The organism is Anaerobutyricum soehngenii (assembly GCF_009697165.1).
In the GTDB taxonomy this organism is placed as follows: domain Bacteria; phylum Bacillota; class Clostridia; order Lachnospirales; family Lachnospiraceae; genus Anaerobutyricum; species Anaerobutyricum soehngenii.
This window is the reverse complement of the sequence record NZ_VULP01000004.1, coordinates 111247-127930: the sequence shown is the minus strand read 5'-3', so window position 1 is coordinate 127930 and position 16684 is coordinate 111247. Positions and strand designations below refer to the sequence as shown.

The window sequence follows — 16684 nt, the reverse complement described above, 5'->3', positions numbered from 1 at the left end:
GTTCTACACTTCCATAATGATTGGAAGAATCATCGGACTTCTCTTCATCTTCTTCCATATATAATCTCCGAGATCGTCGCGGATAGCTCCCTTAATACGACCCCAGTCTGTAATCTTCTTCGCATTGCAATGCTCTAACGTATTCGTAACAACACTCTTCGCCTCTTCCATGAGCTTCTCGCTCTCTCTCACATAAACAAAGCCTCTTGAAACGATATCAGGTCCCGCTAAAAGTACTCCATTATAACGGTCAAGTGTAACTACTACGATAAATAATCCGTTCTGTGACAAATGCTGACGATCACGAAGAACGATATTACCGACATCTCCAACACCAAGACCATCTACTAAAATTCCCTGTGCCGGCACATGACCAGTTACCTTCGCCTGCTCTTTAGAAATGGTCAGTACATCACCGGACTGCAGAATCATAACATTCTCTTTTGGAATTCCCATCTCAACTGCAAGATCTTTATGTCTCTTCAAATGACGATACTCTCCATGTATCGGTATAGCATACCGTGGCTTTGTCAGCGTGTAGATAAGCTTAATCTCTTCCTGACAGGCATGTCCAGAAACGTGTGTATCCTGGAAAATAACACTCGCTCCCTTCTTGGCAAGCTCATTCATTACTTTTGATACTGCCTTTTCATTACCAGGAATCGGATGAGAACTGAAAATAATCACATCACCCGGCTTAATAGAAACCTTGCGATGTGTGGAAGCTGCCATACGGCTTAATGCTGCCATTGTCTCTCCCTGACTTCCTGTTGTGATAAGCACGAGCTGCTCATCCACGTAATTCTTCATCTGTTCTATGTCAATCAGCGTATTATCTGGAATCTTAATATAGCCAAGCTCTGCCGCCGTAGAAATTGTGCTGACCATACTTCTTCCTTCGATTACTACTTTCTTTCCACAACTATATGCACAGTCTATGATCTGCTGCACACGATCTACATTAGAAGCGAAAGTTGCCACGATAATACGATGATCCTTATTCTCATCAAAAAGATGGCGAAGCGTTCGCCCAACGGTTCTTTCTGAAGGAGTATATCCTTCTCTCTCAACGTTTGTACTCTCGCACATCAGTGCAAGAACACCTTTCTTTCCAAGTTCTGCAAAACGTCCCAGATCGATCGCATCTCCAAATACCGGTGTGTAATCAATCTTAAAGTCACCGGTGTGTACGATAATTCCTGCCGGTGTATAGATAGCAAGAGCTGCCGCATCACTGATACTGTGGTTCGTTTTGATAAATTCTATACGAAATCTTCCCAGATTAATAGACTGGCCATGTTTAATGACCTTTCTTCTGGTTGTTCTTAAAAGATTATGCTCTTTTAACTTATTCTCAATAAGTCCCATTGTAAGCTTTGTCGCATAAATAGGCATATTCAGTTCTTTAAGAGCATAGGGAATCGCACCGATATGATCTTCGTGTCCATGGGTAATTACAAGTCCCTTTACCTTAGATGCATTCTCTTTCAAATAGGTAATATCTGGTATAACTAAATCGATTCCCAACATCTCATCGTCCGGAAAAGCCAGACCACAGTCTACTACAATAATACTGTCTTCATATTCAAACGCAGTAATATTCATACCGATCTGCTCTAATCCGCCGAGAGGTATTATCTTTACTGATTGATTTCCTGTTGTTTTCAAATTATAACCTCCGTTCTACTATTCACTTGTCCATAGCAGAAAGTACGGCTGCATAGAATAAAACGGACAATCCCTTTCTGCAAAAGTATCCGCCGTTTTATCCTCACACAAACGTCTGCCTGCTACTCTACTTCAAAATCAGTATCCTCCATCAGCTGTTCAAATACTTTTGATACTGATATCAGTTCCTCCTCATCTTCAACCATCTCATAGGCTGCCATCTCTTCTTCGTCCTCTGAGCCAGCGGCTCCCCTCATAATATAGACAACAACATCCTCTTCTTCCGGATCTGCACTTCCGTCTTCTACCAACAGATAGTGAAACCCATTAAGGGTTGTCTGTTCAAGGACATAGAATTCCACTTCTTCTCCGTCTTCGGTCACAAATGGAATGCTTGCATAATCATTCATATAAAACCTCTTTCTTCCGTACTTACGTCCGTTCTTTGCTTACTTTTCCGGAATTGGATATGCATCCATATAACTTTGCAGAATCAGAGTCGCCGCCATCCAGTCAATACGTTCTTTCCTGTTCTCACGACACACTCCTCCCTCCTGTAAAATTCTTTCAGACTCCATCGTAGTCAGTCTTTCATCCCATAAGACTACTTCCAATCCGGTTCTTCGCTGCAGCATCTCCTGAAACTCTTTCGTCTCTTCTGCTCTTTCTCCCAGCGTATTATTCATATTCTTTGGCAATCCAAGCACAATTCTGCTCACTTCGTATTCTTCTGCCAATGCTTCGATTCTTGCCAGGGTCTGGCGCAGCTTCTTGTTCGACTTTCTTGTGATCGTCTCCACTCCCTGCGCAGTAATACCCAAAGCATCACTGACTGCCACGCCTACTGTCTTTGTCCCGTAATCAAGACCCATCCATCTTTCTTTCATAATTACTTCAACTGAGTATCAATATAATTTTCGAATAAAACTTCAAGAATCTCATCACGTTCCACCTTCATAATCAGGCTTCTTGCATTCTTATGACTGGTAATATACGTCGGATCTCCAGACATAATATAACCTACGATCTGATTCACAGGATTATATCCTTTTTCCGTTAATGCTTCGTACACATCTTTCAAAATAGATGCCACATCGTATTCCTGTTCTTTAACCACATGAAAAAACTGTGTATTATTTCTACCCATGTCTACCTCCTTCTAGCAGATTTACAATCAATAAATATTTTACTATGAGTGACATTAAAATTCAATCGAAACTTTTCCGTACAGTAAATTTTCATCAATAAATCCTTGAATATCTACTACAATTACTTCATTTTGTCTTAATTTTGTATCATTTTCCGACAATTCTACCGCAACTTTCACATAATGAGCAGTATATCCCTGGAAATATTTTTTACCATTCTTCTCTATGATTTCTTCTAAAAGTACTTTTTCTTTTCTTCCAACATACCACTTTTCAAATTCCGATTTATGGCGCTTTGCCATCGCAAGAAGTACATCGGAACGCTCTGTCTTTACCTGCTCTGGCACATGACCGGACATCTTCTGCGCTCTTGTTCCCTCTCTTACAGAATACTTGAAAATATGCATTTCGTAAAGATTAATCTTTTCAAGATATGCTCTTGTTTTTTCAAACTCCTCTTCTGTCTCCCCGACAAAACCGGCGATAACATCAGTAGTCAGCGCTGGATGCTCGTAATATGTTCTAAGAACATTTAAGGCCGTCTCATATTCCTCCGTTGTATATTTACGGTTCATACGCTTTAACGTTTCATCACAGCCGCTCTGTAAAGAAAGATGGAAGTGTGGACAGACTTTATCACACGCTCTTAATTCCTTTACAAATTGTTCTGTAATAATTCGTGGTTCTAAAGAACCAAGACGAATCCTTTCAATATCCTCTATCTGCTGTATTCTCTGAATCACATCAAGAAGCGTTATATCCCCCAGATCTTTACCATAAGAACTTAAATGAATTCCGGTAAGCACGATTTCCTTATATCCCTGTGCTGCCAGATTCTTTACCTCTTCAATAACTTCTTCGGGGTTTTTGCTGCGGATTCTTCCTCTTGTATAAGGAATGATGCAATAAGAGCAAAACTGATTACATCCATCCTGTATTTTAATATATGCTCGTGTATGCTCATTTACTTTATGAATTGTCAAATCTTCATATTCTTTTGTATGGTTAATATCAATTACTTCAGAAACTAACGGAACCTTCTGTTCTTCTTCCTTTACTGCAAAATATTCCTCAAGGATCTGTGCAATATCCTTCTTTTTATTATTACCGACAAGGATATCTGCCATATTTTTCTCCACCATTTCTTTTTCTGCAGCCTGTACATAACATCCTGCCGCCACGATCACTGCATCCGGATTATTCTTCTTTGCCCGGTGGATCATCTGACGACTCTTTCTGTCTGCCATATTAGTAACAGAACAAGTATTTATAATATAGACATCCGCTGTCTCTTTAAAACTGACAATGTCATATCCATTCTTTTCAAGAATTTCTTCCATCGCATCAGTCTCATACTGATTTACCTTACAGCCCAGTGTAAGAAATGCCGCTCTTCTTTTGCTCATATATAAAATCTCCTTTTTCCGTTTCTCCTTTTCTGCTCTAATACACTCTCGGAACCTTTTATCATTTTATTCTCACACGTTACCTTCTTTAATCATATAAACATATATAAAAAAAATCAACAGAAAGGAAGGACAATAAATTACCCTTTATTATTAGATAATATTTTCCAAATTCTCCTTAAGTCTATTGACTTTTTTACACTAAAAAGGTACTATATTATTAAAAATATATAGACATTTTAAGGAGGAACGTATACATGAAAACGATTAAAATCTCTTTAAATTCCATCGACAAGGTAAAAACATTTGTTAATGTTATCAATCGCTTTGATGCAGAATTTGATTTAGTTTCCGGTCGTTATGTTATTGATGCAAAATCTATCATGGGAATTTTCAGTTTAGATATTTCTAAACCTATTGATCTGAATATCCATAACGCTGATAATCTCGATGAGATCATGGAACAGTTACAGCCATATTTAGTAACTGAATAATTCTATTGCACAGTTACATAATGTATGAAATCAACCGAGGAAAATACTTTATTTTCCCCGGTTTTTTTAATACATTTTTCAATTAATGTGCATGAATCTTAATCTCTTCTGTTGTCTCGATCGCTGTTTTCATCAATTCATCAATACAGTCATCAAGATTTTTCTCAGAACGTTTGATCACATCTAATCTCGGCTTGGTAACCGGATGTTTTGCTACAAAGATCGTGCAGCAATCTTCATACGGAAGAATAGATGTCTCATATGTTCCAATCTTTTCTGCCACTTTTACGATTTCATTTTTATCAAGTCCGATACATGGACGGAATACCGGCATCTGACAAACTTCATTCGTTACATACAAACTGTGCATCGTCTGACTGGCAACCTGTCCGATACTTTCTCCTGTAACAAGAGAAAGACAGTTATCCTGATTAGCAAAATGTTCTGCAATCTTCATCATATAACGGCGCATAATGATCGTAAGTTCATCATGTGGACACTTCTCATAGATCGCCATCTGAATATCTGTAAAGTTAACGACATGCAGAGTGATCGGTCCTGTATACTTTGCGATTTCTTTCGCTAAATCTACAACCTTCTGCTTTGCTCTCTCACTTGTGTAAGGAGGTGCATGGAAGTAAGTTGCATCAATACTTACCCCTCTCTTAGAAATCATATAACCTGCTACAGGACTGTCGATACCACCGGAAAGAAGAAGCATCGCTCTTCCGTTTGTACCAACCGGCATTCCACCCGGTCCTGCGATTTCTCTGGAATAAATATATACCTTATCACGAATCTCCACTGTAAGCATAACATCTGGATTGTGTACATCAACACTTAAGTCCTCAAACTTCTCTAACAATCTCTCTCCAAGACGGGCTGCCGCTTCCATAGAAGGAATCGGATACTTTTTATCTGCTCTTCTTACATGTACTTTAAAAGAAAAATGCTTGTCTGCATAATCTTCATCAACATATTTTTCTACCACTTCTGCAATCTTTTCAAAATCTTTATCTTCTTCCACTACGATCGGACAGATTCCTGCAATACCAAATACATGGCTTAAACTTTCCACTGCCTCATCAAAATCATATTCTTCTAATGCATGTACAAAAATACGTCCGGATTCTTTTCGGATAGCAAACTCTCCAACCGGCTTTAATGCATACTTCATCTGACGAACAAGGGCATCTTCAAAAAAGCGGCGGTTATTTCCCTTGATTCCTATTTCCGCATATTTAATCAAAAATGCTTTAAATTCCATAAATATCTCCTTTTTATATGTTCTAATTGTTTTATCGTCTTGTAAATCTCCGAAGCATCGGTAATAACTCCTTTAATGCCTCCACACAAATATCTGCTTCTTCTACTGTATTAAAAATAGAGAATGAAAAACGAAGCGTCGATTCATAGTATTCCTTTGTAAGACCAATGCCCTTCAAAGTACCGCTGACTTCCGGTTTATTAGATGAACAGGCAGAACCTGCTGATACATAAATCTCACGTTCTTCTAATGCGTGAAGAAGCACTTCACTTCTTACTCCTAAAAAGCTGATACTCGCCACATGCGGAGCATCTCCGGAATTATCCTTCACATCTGGAATCTCTTCCATCACTCTTTTTATAAAATGCTCCTTTATCTCTCTGATATGTGCGATCTTTTCCTCATGATTCTCATAAATCAACTCTGCCGCCTTACCAAGCCCTGCAATTCCCGGTACATTTTCTGTTCCGGAACGCATTCCCTTCTGTTGATTTCCACCCCAGATGATCGGCTTTATCTTTGTTCCATTCTTAATATAAATAAATCCGATTCCCTTTGGACCATGAATCTTATGTCCACTTACAGAAATCATATCTGCTTTCCATTTCTTAGGGTAACAATTCAACTTACCATATGCCTGAATACAATCGGTATGGAATAAAATCTTTGGATCAAAAGACTTTACAATCTTTCCAATCTCCTCAACCGGTTCGATGGCACCAATCTCATTATTCACGCACATAATAGAAACCATCAATGTATCTTTACGAAGCGCCTTCTTTAATGCCTCTAAATCTACGATTCCATGTTCATCGACAGGAAGATAGGTCACTTCAAATCCCTCATCTTCCAAAAAAGATAATGGATTATATACAGAAGCATGTTCAATACAGCTTGTAATAATGTGCTTTCTCTCTCTTTTATTTGCAAATGCAGTACCGATCAATGCAAGATTATTCGCCTCTGTACCACCAGAAGTAAAATAAATCTCCTTTGGATCAACTTTCAGGCTCTTTGCAATAATCTCTTTCGCGTGATTGACATACTTCTCTGCATCAAATCCTTTCATATGCATAGAAGAAGGATTCCCATACTCTTTCTCAAGTACTTCATCCATAATCTCACGCACCTGCGGCAGCGCTCTTGTGGTCGCTCCATTGTCAAAATAAATCTCTGACATTCTCGTTTACAACTCCTTCAAAAAATATATTATGTCTTATTGTTTTTTCATTCCATTCTCTATACTCAAAAAAGCAGCCATAAAAAATGGCATAATCGTATATAAACATAACATAAAATGAGAGAGAAGTAAAATGGATTTTGCGGATAAACAAACGAAAATGAAAAAGGATATTACCCTCAAGCTGTAAAGATAGTCGTTCGAGCAAAATGCTCAGTCGCATTTTCACTCACTCCGACATTACATCTTGAGGGTAATATCCTTTTTCATTTTCTGTTTATTGGCTCTCCAAAGTCATTTTACTGGCTGTTAGAGAAGATGTGATCAAAAATTCAAGAAAACCTTGATATTATAATTACTTTACCTTGATTTTAAAGGTTGCTTTTTTGCCGCTTCCATCGGTTGCCATCGCTGTGATTTTTATAGTTTTTCTTTTGGCGGTCTTTTTAGTTTTGACTACGCCTTTGGCATTAACAGTGGCATATTTTGTGTTGGAGGATGTCCACTGTAACTTTTTATTCGCTTTCTTTGTAGCGGTTACGTTCGCTTTTAATTTCAGGCTTTTTCCTGCTTTAACAGTTTTCGCTCCTGTAATTTTCACCTTCTTTACGATTCCTTTCATGGAAGTTACTTTCCAGGATGCGGAAACTCTGCTGCCATCAGTCGCCGTTGCTGTAATCGTTACCTTCTTTCCTCCGGTTTTCTTTTTCACTGTTACAACACCATTTGCATTTACTGTCGCTACTTTTGGATTTGAGGAAGTCCAGATTATCCTTTTGTTTGTTGCTGTATTTGGATAAACTGCAGCTTTTAAAATAACTTTCTTTCCCTGCGCAATCTGTTTGGAAATTCCGGCAATTTGAATAGAACTTACTTTTATCTGGCGATTTGAAATATCGTTTGGTTTATCTGTATTATCATCTTTCTTGGAATCGTCTGGTTTCGGTTTGTCTGTAGTATCATCCTTCTTGGAATCGTCTGGTTTTGGTTTGTCTGTGTTATCATCCTTCTTTGAATCATCCGGTTTTGGTTTGCCTGGATCAACCGGCTTAGTTTTATTCCATGAGAATTCCAGATATCCTGTATTATCTGCAGTTTCCTGCTCTTCTTCTTTTGGTGTGACAACACAAATTAAAGATGCCGTTCCTGCTTCTCCTTCTAACACATTTTCAGGAATGGTATACGTCTTTGTAACTGTTTTTCCTACAGCTAATGCCGAACCTTCACCAGAATAAATCGGTGTATCTTCTTCTGAATTAAGATAAAATGCAATGGACGAACCTGTAATTGCTTCATATCCAGTATTCGTCATTGTAACTGCAACCTGGTTATTCTCTTTTTGTTCTACATTTGTAATCTGTATATTGGCATAACCATAAGTTGTAGAGCAACTGTTGTTTGTTGCATCTGCCTCATGATAAGAAGGTGTTACTGTCAAAGTTACTTTTGTTTTTTGTATGCTTGCTGGTAAATGAGCAGTTACTGTACATTCTTTTTCTTCTCCAGGTGCTATATTTTCGGATACTTCACCTGAATAGAGGACATTTTCCTTCTCATCCTTTATTACTGCCTCAAAAGAATTCATTTCTTTTTGGCTGTTATTTAAAACAGAGAAAGTAAAGTCGGCATCTCCATCTGGAACAATTTTATCGGAATCATAAGCAAGGTAATCCCCACAGATAAGGTCTGCATAGCTATCTAAAGTATCTACTTTTAATGTACCCTTATCAAACTGCACACCGTCTTTTGTAACGTCTAAAAGATTCTGGGCAGCCATTACATTTCCTTCTTCATCTAAAGAAATGCTCATGCTTCTTATGTAGGAATTATCGTCTGAAATCTGAACAGATTCTCCCCAATTTAACTCGCTGCCTTTTACCATCCAGAGTGTCTGCTTTCCATTCTCATCTACCTGACGATAGACGATCGTATAGGATTCTCCATTCTTCACTACTTCGTAATCACTCAGATTCAGAGAACATTCGCCTTCTTCTTTTCTTGTAGCAAGATCCCAGTAACAGATTCCATCTTCTTTTGTCGCAAATAATTTACCATCTGCAATTTTTAAATTAGAAAATTCTTCGTCCGCAGAAATTGATTTTACATCTCCTGATCCAGTCGATACATAAATTTTGCCGATATCATCATCAGAACTTGTTTCTTTCCACGCCATGTATCTGCCATCTTTACTCATTACGAAATCAGATACGGTATCTGTAGTATATCGGATAGATTCCTTATCAACAACACCGCCGCCCACATCTTTTACTCTGTAAATAGAATTACTTCCTTCTGACAGAAAATAAGAATTCTCTGTGTTTTCTACCCACGCATAGCATAACTGATCCTCATTAACCCCAACACTATACATCATTTCATATACGGAATTTATATTACCACTTCCCATATAATCTTCTTCTGTTTTTAATTTATCTGGAAAAGAAAAGTTTTCTCCGTCAAATTCCGCAGTATATAAATCCATCTGACGTAATGTATCATCCAAGGTATCTTCTTCATACACCTGTCCATTTGAACGTGAAAATACAATATTTACCGTTCCATTATTCTCCACTGCTGAAACACTGCCGCAAAGACAACCTGCATCCTCAAGAAGCTTTGGCTCGCCCCAGCTTTGGCCATCATACACACAGTAATAGATGGCAACATTATTCTTCTTATCTTTTTCTGGATTATCATCGTTCCAAATTAAAAGCTTTTTACCATTAGTGAAAGAAAGAAGCTGCGGTGCACTATTTGGAAAACAATTTTCCTTTTCAAAAGTTCCATCCAATGCGTATGCCTGGATACTATTCTCTGCATCCTTTAGATAAGAACGGTCTGTTAATGTCATCTCCGATTCATCAATTACGCTTTGGGCACTCTTTTGTATACTGCGCATCTTTGCCTTGCTCTGTGTCGGATAGAATTGATAATCTCCGAAATCATGTTTTAAATTGTCTTCTGTCAAATCATAGTTAAGTACAGCAATATTAATTTTTGCCGTCAGATTTCCGGTAACTTCCAGGGAATCTTCCAAAGATGCTACAGGGAACTTCAGTTTGGAGTTCATCTTTCCAGTTAATGTACCTTCTGCATAAGTTCCGCCTCTCTTACTTCCAATTCCAATCGCACCTTCTAATGTACCATTAATTGCAAGACTTCCAGAAAATACAAACTGCTTTGCATTGTTGTATTTCAGTTCGAGATTACCTGCACTGTCAACTCCTACTCCTATTCTTGTATATACCGCTGAAAACGGTGGGTTCCAGTGGAATGTATAATCTGCGCCAGTCTTCATCTCTGTCACGATTCCACCTTTGGAAAATACTGGTTTCCCACTTCCACAGGAAAATTCTAAATATCCTGCTACAGACGCACTTGCCTTAAGCCCAAGACTTGCATTCTGTTTTTTCAGCTTTCCTCGCAGTTTCGAATAGTCGTTCCAAAGTTTGGTTGTAGTTACTTTTTTACCTGTTGCGTCCTGATAGAGATTCTTTACTTTCCTGTAGGATTCGCTCCAGTACGCTGTTTTATTGCCATCAGGACCGATTACCACACTATCATCCATCTTTTTAAAACCGATCAGAACTTCCACAGTTTTATTTTCTTTATTATAAACTGCCTGTACAGAATCCCCCACAGAAAGCTTTACATCTGCATCTGCATTTATCAAAGATACTTTTTTACCTAGAATTTCCATTTCAGGAGAAGAAAATTTACCGCCACTTATCTCAATATCTTCCAGCATATTTGCCACATCAAGCTGATTGACAAAATCATTGTCCTCTACATAGCCCTCTTCTTTTTTCGATTCTTTTACTTTACCATTAGAACATACAGTACCGGCATCCGAATACACTTTCTTGTTGGAAAGATTGAGATATAGAGCAGGACGAACAGCCGGCTGACTTGCATTTACGCCATTTCCATATCCTAAAACCCTTCCATTCTCACCAGATATTACTGCCAGATTAGAATAATCTCCCGGGTTTCGAATCCACCAGTAGCAATCTTCCTTCCCTTCTGTCCATGAAGAAATAACTGCATGGGCATAATTCGTCATATCACATTTTTTAGCTTCATCATGGTCTCCATAAGAATCCAAATCGTCAACCGAACGGAATCCGTATTTTCCGCTTACTTCCGAAAAAGATAATATAAAAACCTTATCCGTTGTATCCTTTCCACCGTCTACTTTATTACCATCTGTCGTTGGTCTTATACTACTTTCCGCTTTCACGGTTGTGCTTGGTATTGCACTTCGTTCATTTGCTAGAAATGCACTGTTTATAAACTCATTGTTAAGCCAGCTTCGCAGGCTGCATGTCTCCCAGGTAACATCCGTATATGTATTATGATATGGCCTTAGATCTAGCGCCTTATCGGCTACCAGAAGAGCCTTTTCTCCATCTACATTAAGTACACGCCATTTAACAGGCTCATATTTAAAATAACGGTAATCCTGATTATTCTCCCAGTTTGCAGGATATTCAACGTCTTTCCTGGCTACTCTTCTGTACTTATTCTTTCCAACATAGCCATCCCCGTTATCCTCCCAGTTAAACTTATTCTTCAAAGTATTATAAATCGTTCCATCTGCCTTTGTTACCTCACTTTGCGGATAACTTCCAAACCAGATACAGTTCCATGTCGTTCTCTGCCCTGCTTCTAGACTGTCATCTGGAATCGTTATCGGATTCTTAAGCGTTGTCGCCGCTTTCACCTTCGGCATAGTCAACTGCATATCCTTAAAATTTATCCCCTGCGGGCAAAAACCTGCGAGCATCGCTACCGTTAATATAAATGGTAATATTCGATGCCAAATCTTTCTTTTCTTCATATTTTTCTTTCTCCTCTCGTATAGTGTCTTTATTTTATCATGGGTTATTGCTATGGACTACAAAAAATAGGAAAAAGGTGAACCTTTTTTCAATGGAATTTGTAGAGGATTAATCTCTTTGGATAATGCTACTTATTATCAAACACATCTTTAAGATTTTTTCTTGCTATATTTTCCCATATATGGTATATTTCATACTGTCAGAACTAAATTAGATTTATTTTCATACACATTGACTTAGTACGCATAACATATTATTATAATATTGCAGGGAGGTACGGATTTATGCCAAAAAAGCCACGAGAAATGGAAAAAATTATCCTTGCTGATGGCTGGATATTTCAGGCGCAGGTCGGTTCCCACCGCCACTATATCCACCCATCAAAATCCGGCAAAGTTACAATTCCTTTTCATTGTAAAGACATACCGAAAGGGACCGAAAATTCTATTTTAAAGCAGGCCGGATTAAAATAGTTTCATCCGTTTTCCAAATTTAAGGAGGTATTTATTATGTTGTCTGCTTATCCAGCTTGTTTCATCAAAGAAGACTCCGGATATTCTATTATTTTTCCCGATCTTGACATCGCTACATGTGGGGATACGCTTGATGATGCTTTTTCTATGGCAGTTGACTGTCTGGCAGGTTTTTTATATTCTGCTAACCTTGATGGTGAACATATTTCTCCTGCATCCTCACTTAACGATATCAATATTGACAAAGTCATGCAGGAACTTGACGTAACTTCTGACGAAGCCTTTGTAAATATCGTTACTGTAGATGTCGCCGAATACGCCAAATCTCACTTTACAAAGTCTGTCCGTAAGAATCTCACAATTCCTTCCTGGCTCAATGACGCTGCCATAAAACAGAACATTAACTTCTCCCAGGTTCTCCAGGAAGCCCTTTTAAGTAAAATCCAATCTCACTGAACAATCCCTTTTCATTTTCTATACAACACATCATCTCTGAAACAAGCGATCATCCTCACATCTCCACCATCAATTTATCCAAAAACAGACCCCCGAAAGGGAAAGTAATAGCAGATGTGATGTCGGAGCAAGTAAAAGTTACATCTCCTTACGAGATGTAGCTTTCTACGCCGCGATTATCTTCACATCTGCTATTACTTTCCCTTTCGGGGGTTGTTTCTTTAATAAATGAAACCTTTATACCGGATATGCTCCATTCTTTACATCGGCTTTTGCAGGATCTATCTTATTCTCCTGTGCCGCTCTGTATTTAAAGAATTCGGTTGCTACCTGTGGGAACAATGCATAAGTAAGTATATCTTCGTCCTGTTTTTTCCACTGGCTCATCTCTGCCTCGATCTTAGATAATTCCGGTTCAAGAAGGTCGGCTGGACGGCAGGTAATTGGCTTTTCATCGCCGATTGCCTTTTTCTGTACTTCTTTATTCATTGGTTTTACGGTCTGGCCGTATTCTCCACGAAGAAGGGCTTTTGACTCGTTTGTAATCATTTTATAACGCTCTCCGGTAAGTACATTTAATACAGCCTGTGTTCCGACAATCTGACTGGATGGTGTAACTAATGGTGGTTCACCGAAGTCTTTACGTACTTTTGGCACTTCCTCCAATACCTCATAGAACTTATCGGATGCTCCCTGCTGCTCTAACTGAGATACAAGGTTAGAAAGCATTCCACCCGGTACCTGATACATTAACGTCTTGATATTTACGCCAAGTACCTTGGGACTCATTAAACCATTTGCCAGATATTTCTCACGTATTGGGCGGAAATAGTCTGCAATCTCGCCTAAAAGCTTCTGGTCAAATCCTGTATCAAATTCTGTACCGCGGAATGTTTCAGCCATAACTTCTGTTGCCGGCTGGCTTGTTCCCATTGCAAATGGAGACATGGCTGTATCAATGATATCGACTCCTGCTTCTACTGCTTTTAAGTAAGTCATTCCACCGACACCACTTGTGTAATGTGTATGAAGTTCGATAGGAATGTTTGTTGCCTGCTTTAATGCAGTTACAAGGTGAGTTGCTTCATTCGGCACTAAAAGTCCTGCCATATCTTTGATACAAAGGGAATCTGCACCCATTTCTTCGATATTTTTCGCTGTCTTTTTCCAATAATCTAATGTATAGGCATCACCAATTGTATAAGAAAGGGCAATCTGTGCGTGTCCTCCCTCTTTCTTTGTTGCATTTACCGCTGTCTGTAAGTTTCTAAGGTCATTTAAACAGTCAAAGATACGAATGACATCAATTCCGTTTGCGATAGACTTCTGTACGAAATATTCTACAACATCATCCGGATATGGCTTATATCCTAAAATGTTTTGTCCGCGGAATAACATCTGTAACTTTGTATTTTTGAAGCCGTCTCTTAATTTACGAAGTCTCTCCCATGGGTCTTCCTTTAAGAAACGCAGGCAGGCATCAAATGTTGCGCCTCCCCAGCATTCTACTGCATGATAACCAACCTGATCCATCTTATCTACGATTGGCAGCATCTCCTCTGTTGTCATTCTTGTAGCAATCAGAGACTGATGTGCGTCACGGAGAACAGTTTCAACGATTTTAACTGGTTTTTTCTTAATTTCAGCCATAATTTCTCCTCTTTTATTTCAAATCACGTAATGAATTACTCTTATAAACTCATCATCAAATCTAACGATTCTTTATACACCAAAAATTGCCATAAAAGTTCCGGCTGCTACAGCCGTACCGATAACTCCGGCAACATTTGGTCCCATCGCATGCATCAGCAGGAAGTTCGATGGATCGGCATCCGCTCCAACCTTCTGGGATACACGAGCTGCCATAGGAACGGCAGATACTCCGGCAGAACCGATCAGTGGATTTACCTTTCCTCCGGTAACCTTACACATAAGCTTTCCGAAAATAACACCGGCTGCTGTACCAACTGCAAAAGCTACAAGACCTAATACTACGATTTTGATCGTGTTGACATTTAAAAACGCTTCTGCACTTGTTGTCGCACCAACGGATGTACCAAGAATAATAACTACAATATACATAAGAGCGTTAGATGCTGTCTCTGAAAGCTGTTTTACTACACCGGATTCTCTGAAAAGATTACCAAGCATCAGCATACCAACTAATGGTGCTGTTGTAGGAAGGATTAGACATACAACAACTGTTACGACGATCGGGAACATAATCTTCTCTGTCTTTGTGACCGTTCTTAACTGTTCCATCTTGATCTGACGTTCTTTTTCTGTTGTAAGAAGCTTCATGATCGGTGGCTGAATAATCGGAACAAGTGACATATAAGAATATGCCGCTACTGCGATCGGACCCATTAAGTCTGTCTGTCCAAGCTTTCCGGCAAGGAAGATAGAGGTCGGACCATCCGCTCCACCGATAATGGAAATTGCTGCTGCTGCCTTTCCGTTAAATCCCATAAGCATTGCGAGGAAATACGCACTGTAAATACCAAACTGTGCCGCCGCACCAAGCAGAAAACTTGCCGGGTTGGCAATCAGCGGGCCAAAGTCTGTCAGGGCACCAACTCCTAAGAAAATCAATGAAGGGAGAATACTCCATTCATCTAATAAGTAAAAATAATGTAATAATCCGCCTTCTTCCATAATGGACGGATATAAGTTAACTAGCAGCATACCAAAAGAAATCGGCACTAACAAAAGTGGCTCATATCCTTTGGCGATGGCCAGATATAAGAAGACTAAAGCAATCAGTATCATAATGAAGTTACCTGGCTTTAAGAATGCAAATCCGGTCTGTGCTGCGAGATTCGTCATTGTCTCTACAACATAACTCATAAATCTTCCTCCGTTTTATTTTTCAAATATGCTTTAGAGCATGTTTAAAAAATGCTTTCTACAAGATGTACGTTACAAAACACGCTCTAGTTCATTGTAGCCAGTACATCTCCGCCTTCTACCATATCTCCAACTGCTGCTTCCACACTTGCGATAACACCATCCTGTGCTGCACAGATCTCATTCTCCATCTTCATAGCCTCTAATACAAGAACAGCGTCGCCCTTCTTTACAGAAGCACCTGCCTGTGCTTTTACTGCTACGATCTTACCTGGCATTGGTGCTGTGATTTTTACGGCACCGGCACTTCCGGAAGTCTTTGGGGCAGCTTTCTTAGCTGGAGCCGGAGCGGCTGCTGGTGCACTTGCCGGCGCTGCACTTGCTTCTCCTGCACCTAATTCTTCTACTGCTACATCATAAGCAACACCATTAACTGTAATTCTATAATTTTTCATTGTAAATCCTCCTGAATGATTTTATGTACTTTTAAAATCTTTCTATATCTGACTTTTTAAAACTTTTTAAGGCTTTATAAAAAGATTCCAAGAATACATTTTTGCTATCTTCTCTTCACTCTCTTGATTGAACGGACAACCAGCTTATCTGCACTTACCGCTGTACCACTACTTGCTGCCATAATGGCTGCGGTAATCACTGCGACAAGTTCACCGTCATCTACAAGTTCCTCTTCTTCTGCTGCTTCTTCAATAATCGGACGCTTTGGAGCTGGTCTTTCCTCCTGCACAGCCCTTTTCTCTTTCCTGGAAGAACGGTTCTTCAACGCTCTTTCAATGGATGGGATATATACAAAAAGAGAAATCAGTAAAGAAATGAAAATCAGTACTGCAAATACAGTTCCCATACCCATCAAAGTATTTAATAAGGCTTGTTCAAATACGTTCAT

General features: G+C 39.1%; 15 protein-coding genes. 3 read left to right on the top strand and 12 right to left on the bottom strand.

Translation table 11 applies throughout. The annotated features are described in order from the left end of the window. Positions 1–3: 3 nt before the first annotated feature. From FYJ25_RS03680 to mtaB, 5 genes are all read right to left on the bottom strand, one after another. A complete protein-coding gene (locus FYJ25_RS03680; protein WP_154580562.1) occupies positions 4–1668 on the bottom strand; it encodes a ribonuclease J in 1665 nt (554 codons plus the stop codon). A gap of 122 nt (positions 1669–1790) precedes the next feature. Next, entirely contained in the window at positions 1791–2078 is a 288-nt protein-coding gene (locus tag FYJ25_RS03675; RefSeq protein WP_154580561.1) for a DUF1292 domain-containing protein, read from the bottom strand. 39 nt (positions 2079–2117) lie between these two features. Next, positions 2118–2555, bottom strand: coding sequence for a Holliday junction resolvase RuvX (ruvX, locus tag FYJ25_RS03670; RefSeq protein WP_154580560.1), 438 nt, complete (start codon positions 2553–2555; stop codon positions 2118–2120). Positions 2556–2557: 2 nt separating this feature from the next. Continuing rightward, the gene (locus FYJ25_RS03665) at positions 2558–2815 is read right to left on the bottom strand and encodes an IreB family regulatory phosphoprotein (protein ID WP_005350395.1); all 258 of its coding nucleotides are present in this window, start codon (positions 2813–2815) and stop codon (positions 2558–2560) included. Between the two features lie 54 nt (positions 2816–2869). Continuing rightward, the gene (mtaB, locus tag FYJ25_RS03660; protein ID WP_154580559.1) at positions 2870–4222 is read right to left on the bottom strand and encodes a tRNA (N(6)-L-threonylcarbamoyladenosine(37)-C(2))-methylthiotransferase MtaB; all 1353 of its coding nucleotides are present in this window, start codon (positions 4220–4222) and stop codon (positions 2870–2872) included. Between the two features lie 257 nt (positions 4223–4479). Here mtaB and FYJ25_RS03655 point away from each other — a divergent pair, with 257 nt between their 5' ends. After that, a complete protein-coding gene (locus FYJ25_RS03655) occupies positions 4480–4716 on the top strand; it encodes an HPr family phosphocarrier protein (protein WP_021907228.1) in 237 nt (78 codons plus the stop codon). Between the two features lie 82 nt (positions 4717–4798). On the opposite strand, the gene thiI is transcribed toward FYJ25_RS03655, so the two are convergent. From thiI to FYJ25_RS03640, 3 genes are all read right to left on the bottom strand, one after another. Next, the gene (thiI, locus tag FYJ25_RS03650; protein ID WP_154580558.1) at positions 4799–5983 is read right to left on the bottom strand and encodes a tRNA uracil 4-sulfurtransferase ThiI; all 1185 of its coding nucleotides are present in this window, start codon (positions 5981–5983) and stop codon (positions 4799–4801) included. Positions 5984–6014: 31 nt separating this feature from the next. Next, positions 6015–7163 (bottom strand): cysteine desulfurase family protein, encoded by a 1149-nt coding sequence (locus tag FYJ25_RS03645; protein WP_154580557.1) that lies wholly within the window; start codon positions 7161–7163, stop codon positions 6015–6017. A gap of 355 nt (positions 7164–7518) precedes the next feature. Continuing rightward, entirely contained in the window at positions 7519–12003 is a 4485-nt protein-coding gene (locus FYJ25_RS03640) for a DUF6273 domain-containing protein (RefSeq protein ID WP_154580556.1), read from the bottom strand. 285 nt (positions 12004–12288) lie between these two features. On the opposite strand from FYJ25_RS03640, the gene FYJ25_RS03635 reads away from it, so the two are divergent. Both FYJ25_RS03635 and FYJ25_RS03630 read left to right on the top strand, forming a co-directional pair. Then, entirely contained in the window at positions 12289–12477 is a 189-nt protein-coding gene (locus FYJ25_RS03635; protein WP_147607400.1) for a type II toxin-antitoxin system HicA family toxin, read from the top strand. Between the two features lie 36 nt (positions 12478–12513). After that, positions 12514–12933, top strand: a complete 420-nt coding sequence (locus FYJ25_RS03630) for a type II toxin-antitoxin system HicB family antitoxin (protein WP_021907506.1) — start codon at positions 12514–12516, stop codon at positions 12931–12933. A gap of 237 nt (positions 12934–13170) precedes the next feature. Here FYJ25_RS03630 and FYJ25_RS03625 read toward each other — a convergent pair whose 3' ends face one another. The 4 genes from FYJ25_RS03625 to FYJ25_RS03610 all read right to left on the bottom strand — a co-directional run bounded on the left by FYJ25_RS03625 (position 13171) and on the right by FYJ25_RS03610 (position 16684). After that, a complete protein-coding gene (locus FYJ25_RS03625) occupies positions 13171–14583 on the bottom strand; it encodes an oxaloacetate decarboxylase subunit alpha (RefSeq protein WP_154580555.1) in 1413 nt (470 codons plus the stop codon). Between the two features lie 72 nt (positions 14584–14655). Beyond that, complete coding sequence (locus FYJ25_RS03620; protein WP_154580554.1) at positions 14656–15780, bottom strand: sodium ion-translocating decarboxylase subunit beta; 1125 nt, start codon at positions 15778–15780, stop codon at positions 14656–14658. Between the two features lie 86 nt (positions 15781–15866). Next, entirely contained in the window at positions 15867–16235 is a 369-nt protein-coding gene (locus FYJ25_RS03615; protein WP_154580553.1) for a biotin/lipoyl-containing protein, read from the bottom strand. 104 nt (positions 16236–16339) lie between these two features. Next, the gene (locus FYJ25_RS03610) at positions 16340–16684 is read right to left on the bottom strand and encodes an OadG family protein (protein ID WP_154580552.1); all 345 of its coding nucleotides are present in this window, start codon (positions 16682–16684) and stop codon (positions 16340–16342) included.

What these genes read in the sequence shown, in the direction of transcription:
- FYJ25_RS03675 (WP_154580561.1), bottom strand. Translation starts at nt 2,078, where the DNA reads ATGAATGATTATGCAAGCATTCCATTTGTGACCGAAGACGGAGAAGAA.
- ruvX (WP_154580560.1), bottom strand. Translation starts at nt 2,555, where the DNA reads ATGAAAGAAAGATGGATGGGTCTTGATTACGGGACAAAGACAGTAGGC.
- FYJ25_RS03665 (WP_005350395.1), bottom strand. Translation starts at nt 2,815, where the DNA reads ATGGGTAGAAATAATACACAGTTTTTTCATGTGGTTAAAGAACAGGAA.
- mtaB (WP_154580559.1), bottom strand. Translation starts at nt 4,222, where the DNA reads ATGAGCAAAAGAAGAGCGGCATTTCTTACACTGGGCTGTAAGGTAAAT.
- FYJ25_RS03655 (WP_021907228.1), top strand. Translation starts at nt 4,480, where the DNA reads ATGAAAACGATTAAAATCTCTTTAAATTCCATCGACAAGGTAAAAACA.
- thiI (WP_154580558.1), bottom strand. Translation starts at nt 5,983, where the DNA reads ATGGAATTTAAAGCATTTTTGATTAAATATGCGGAAATAGGAATCAAG.
- FYJ25_RS03645 (WP_154580557.1), bottom strand. Translation starts at nt 7,163, where the DNA reads ATGTCAGAGATTTATTTTGACAATGGAGCGACCACAAGAGCGCTGCCG.
- FYJ25_RS03640 (WP_154580556.1), bottom strand. Translation starts at nt 12,003, where the DNA reads ATGAAGAAAAGAAAGATTTGGCATCGAATATTACCATTTATATTAACG.
- FYJ25_RS03635 (WP_147607400.1), top strand. Translation starts at nt 12,289, where the DNA reads ATGCCAAAAAAGCCACGAGAAATGGAAAAAATTATCCTTGCTGATGGC.
- FYJ25_RS03630 (WP_021907506.1), top strand. Translation starts at nt 12,514, where the DNA reads ATGTTGTCTGCTTATCCAGCTTGTTTCATCAAAGAAGACTCCGGATAT.
- FYJ25_RS03625 (WP_154580555.1), bottom strand. Translation starts at nt 14,583, where the DNA reads ATGGCTGAAATTAAGAAAAAACCAGTTAAAATCGTTGAAACTGTTCTC.
- FYJ25_RS03620 (WP_154580554.1), bottom strand. Translation starts at nt 15,780, where the DNA reads ATGAGTTATGTTGTAGAGACAATGACGAATCTCGCAGCACAGACCGGA.
- FYJ25_RS03615 (WP_154580553.1), bottom strand. Translation starts at nt 16,235, where the DNA reads ATGAAAAATTATAGAATTACAGTTAATGGTGTTGCTTATGATGTAGCA.
- FYJ25_RS03610 (WP_154580552.1), bottom strand. Translation starts at nt 16,684, where the DNA reads ATGAACGTATTTGAACAAGCCTTATTAAATACTTTGATGGGTATGGGA.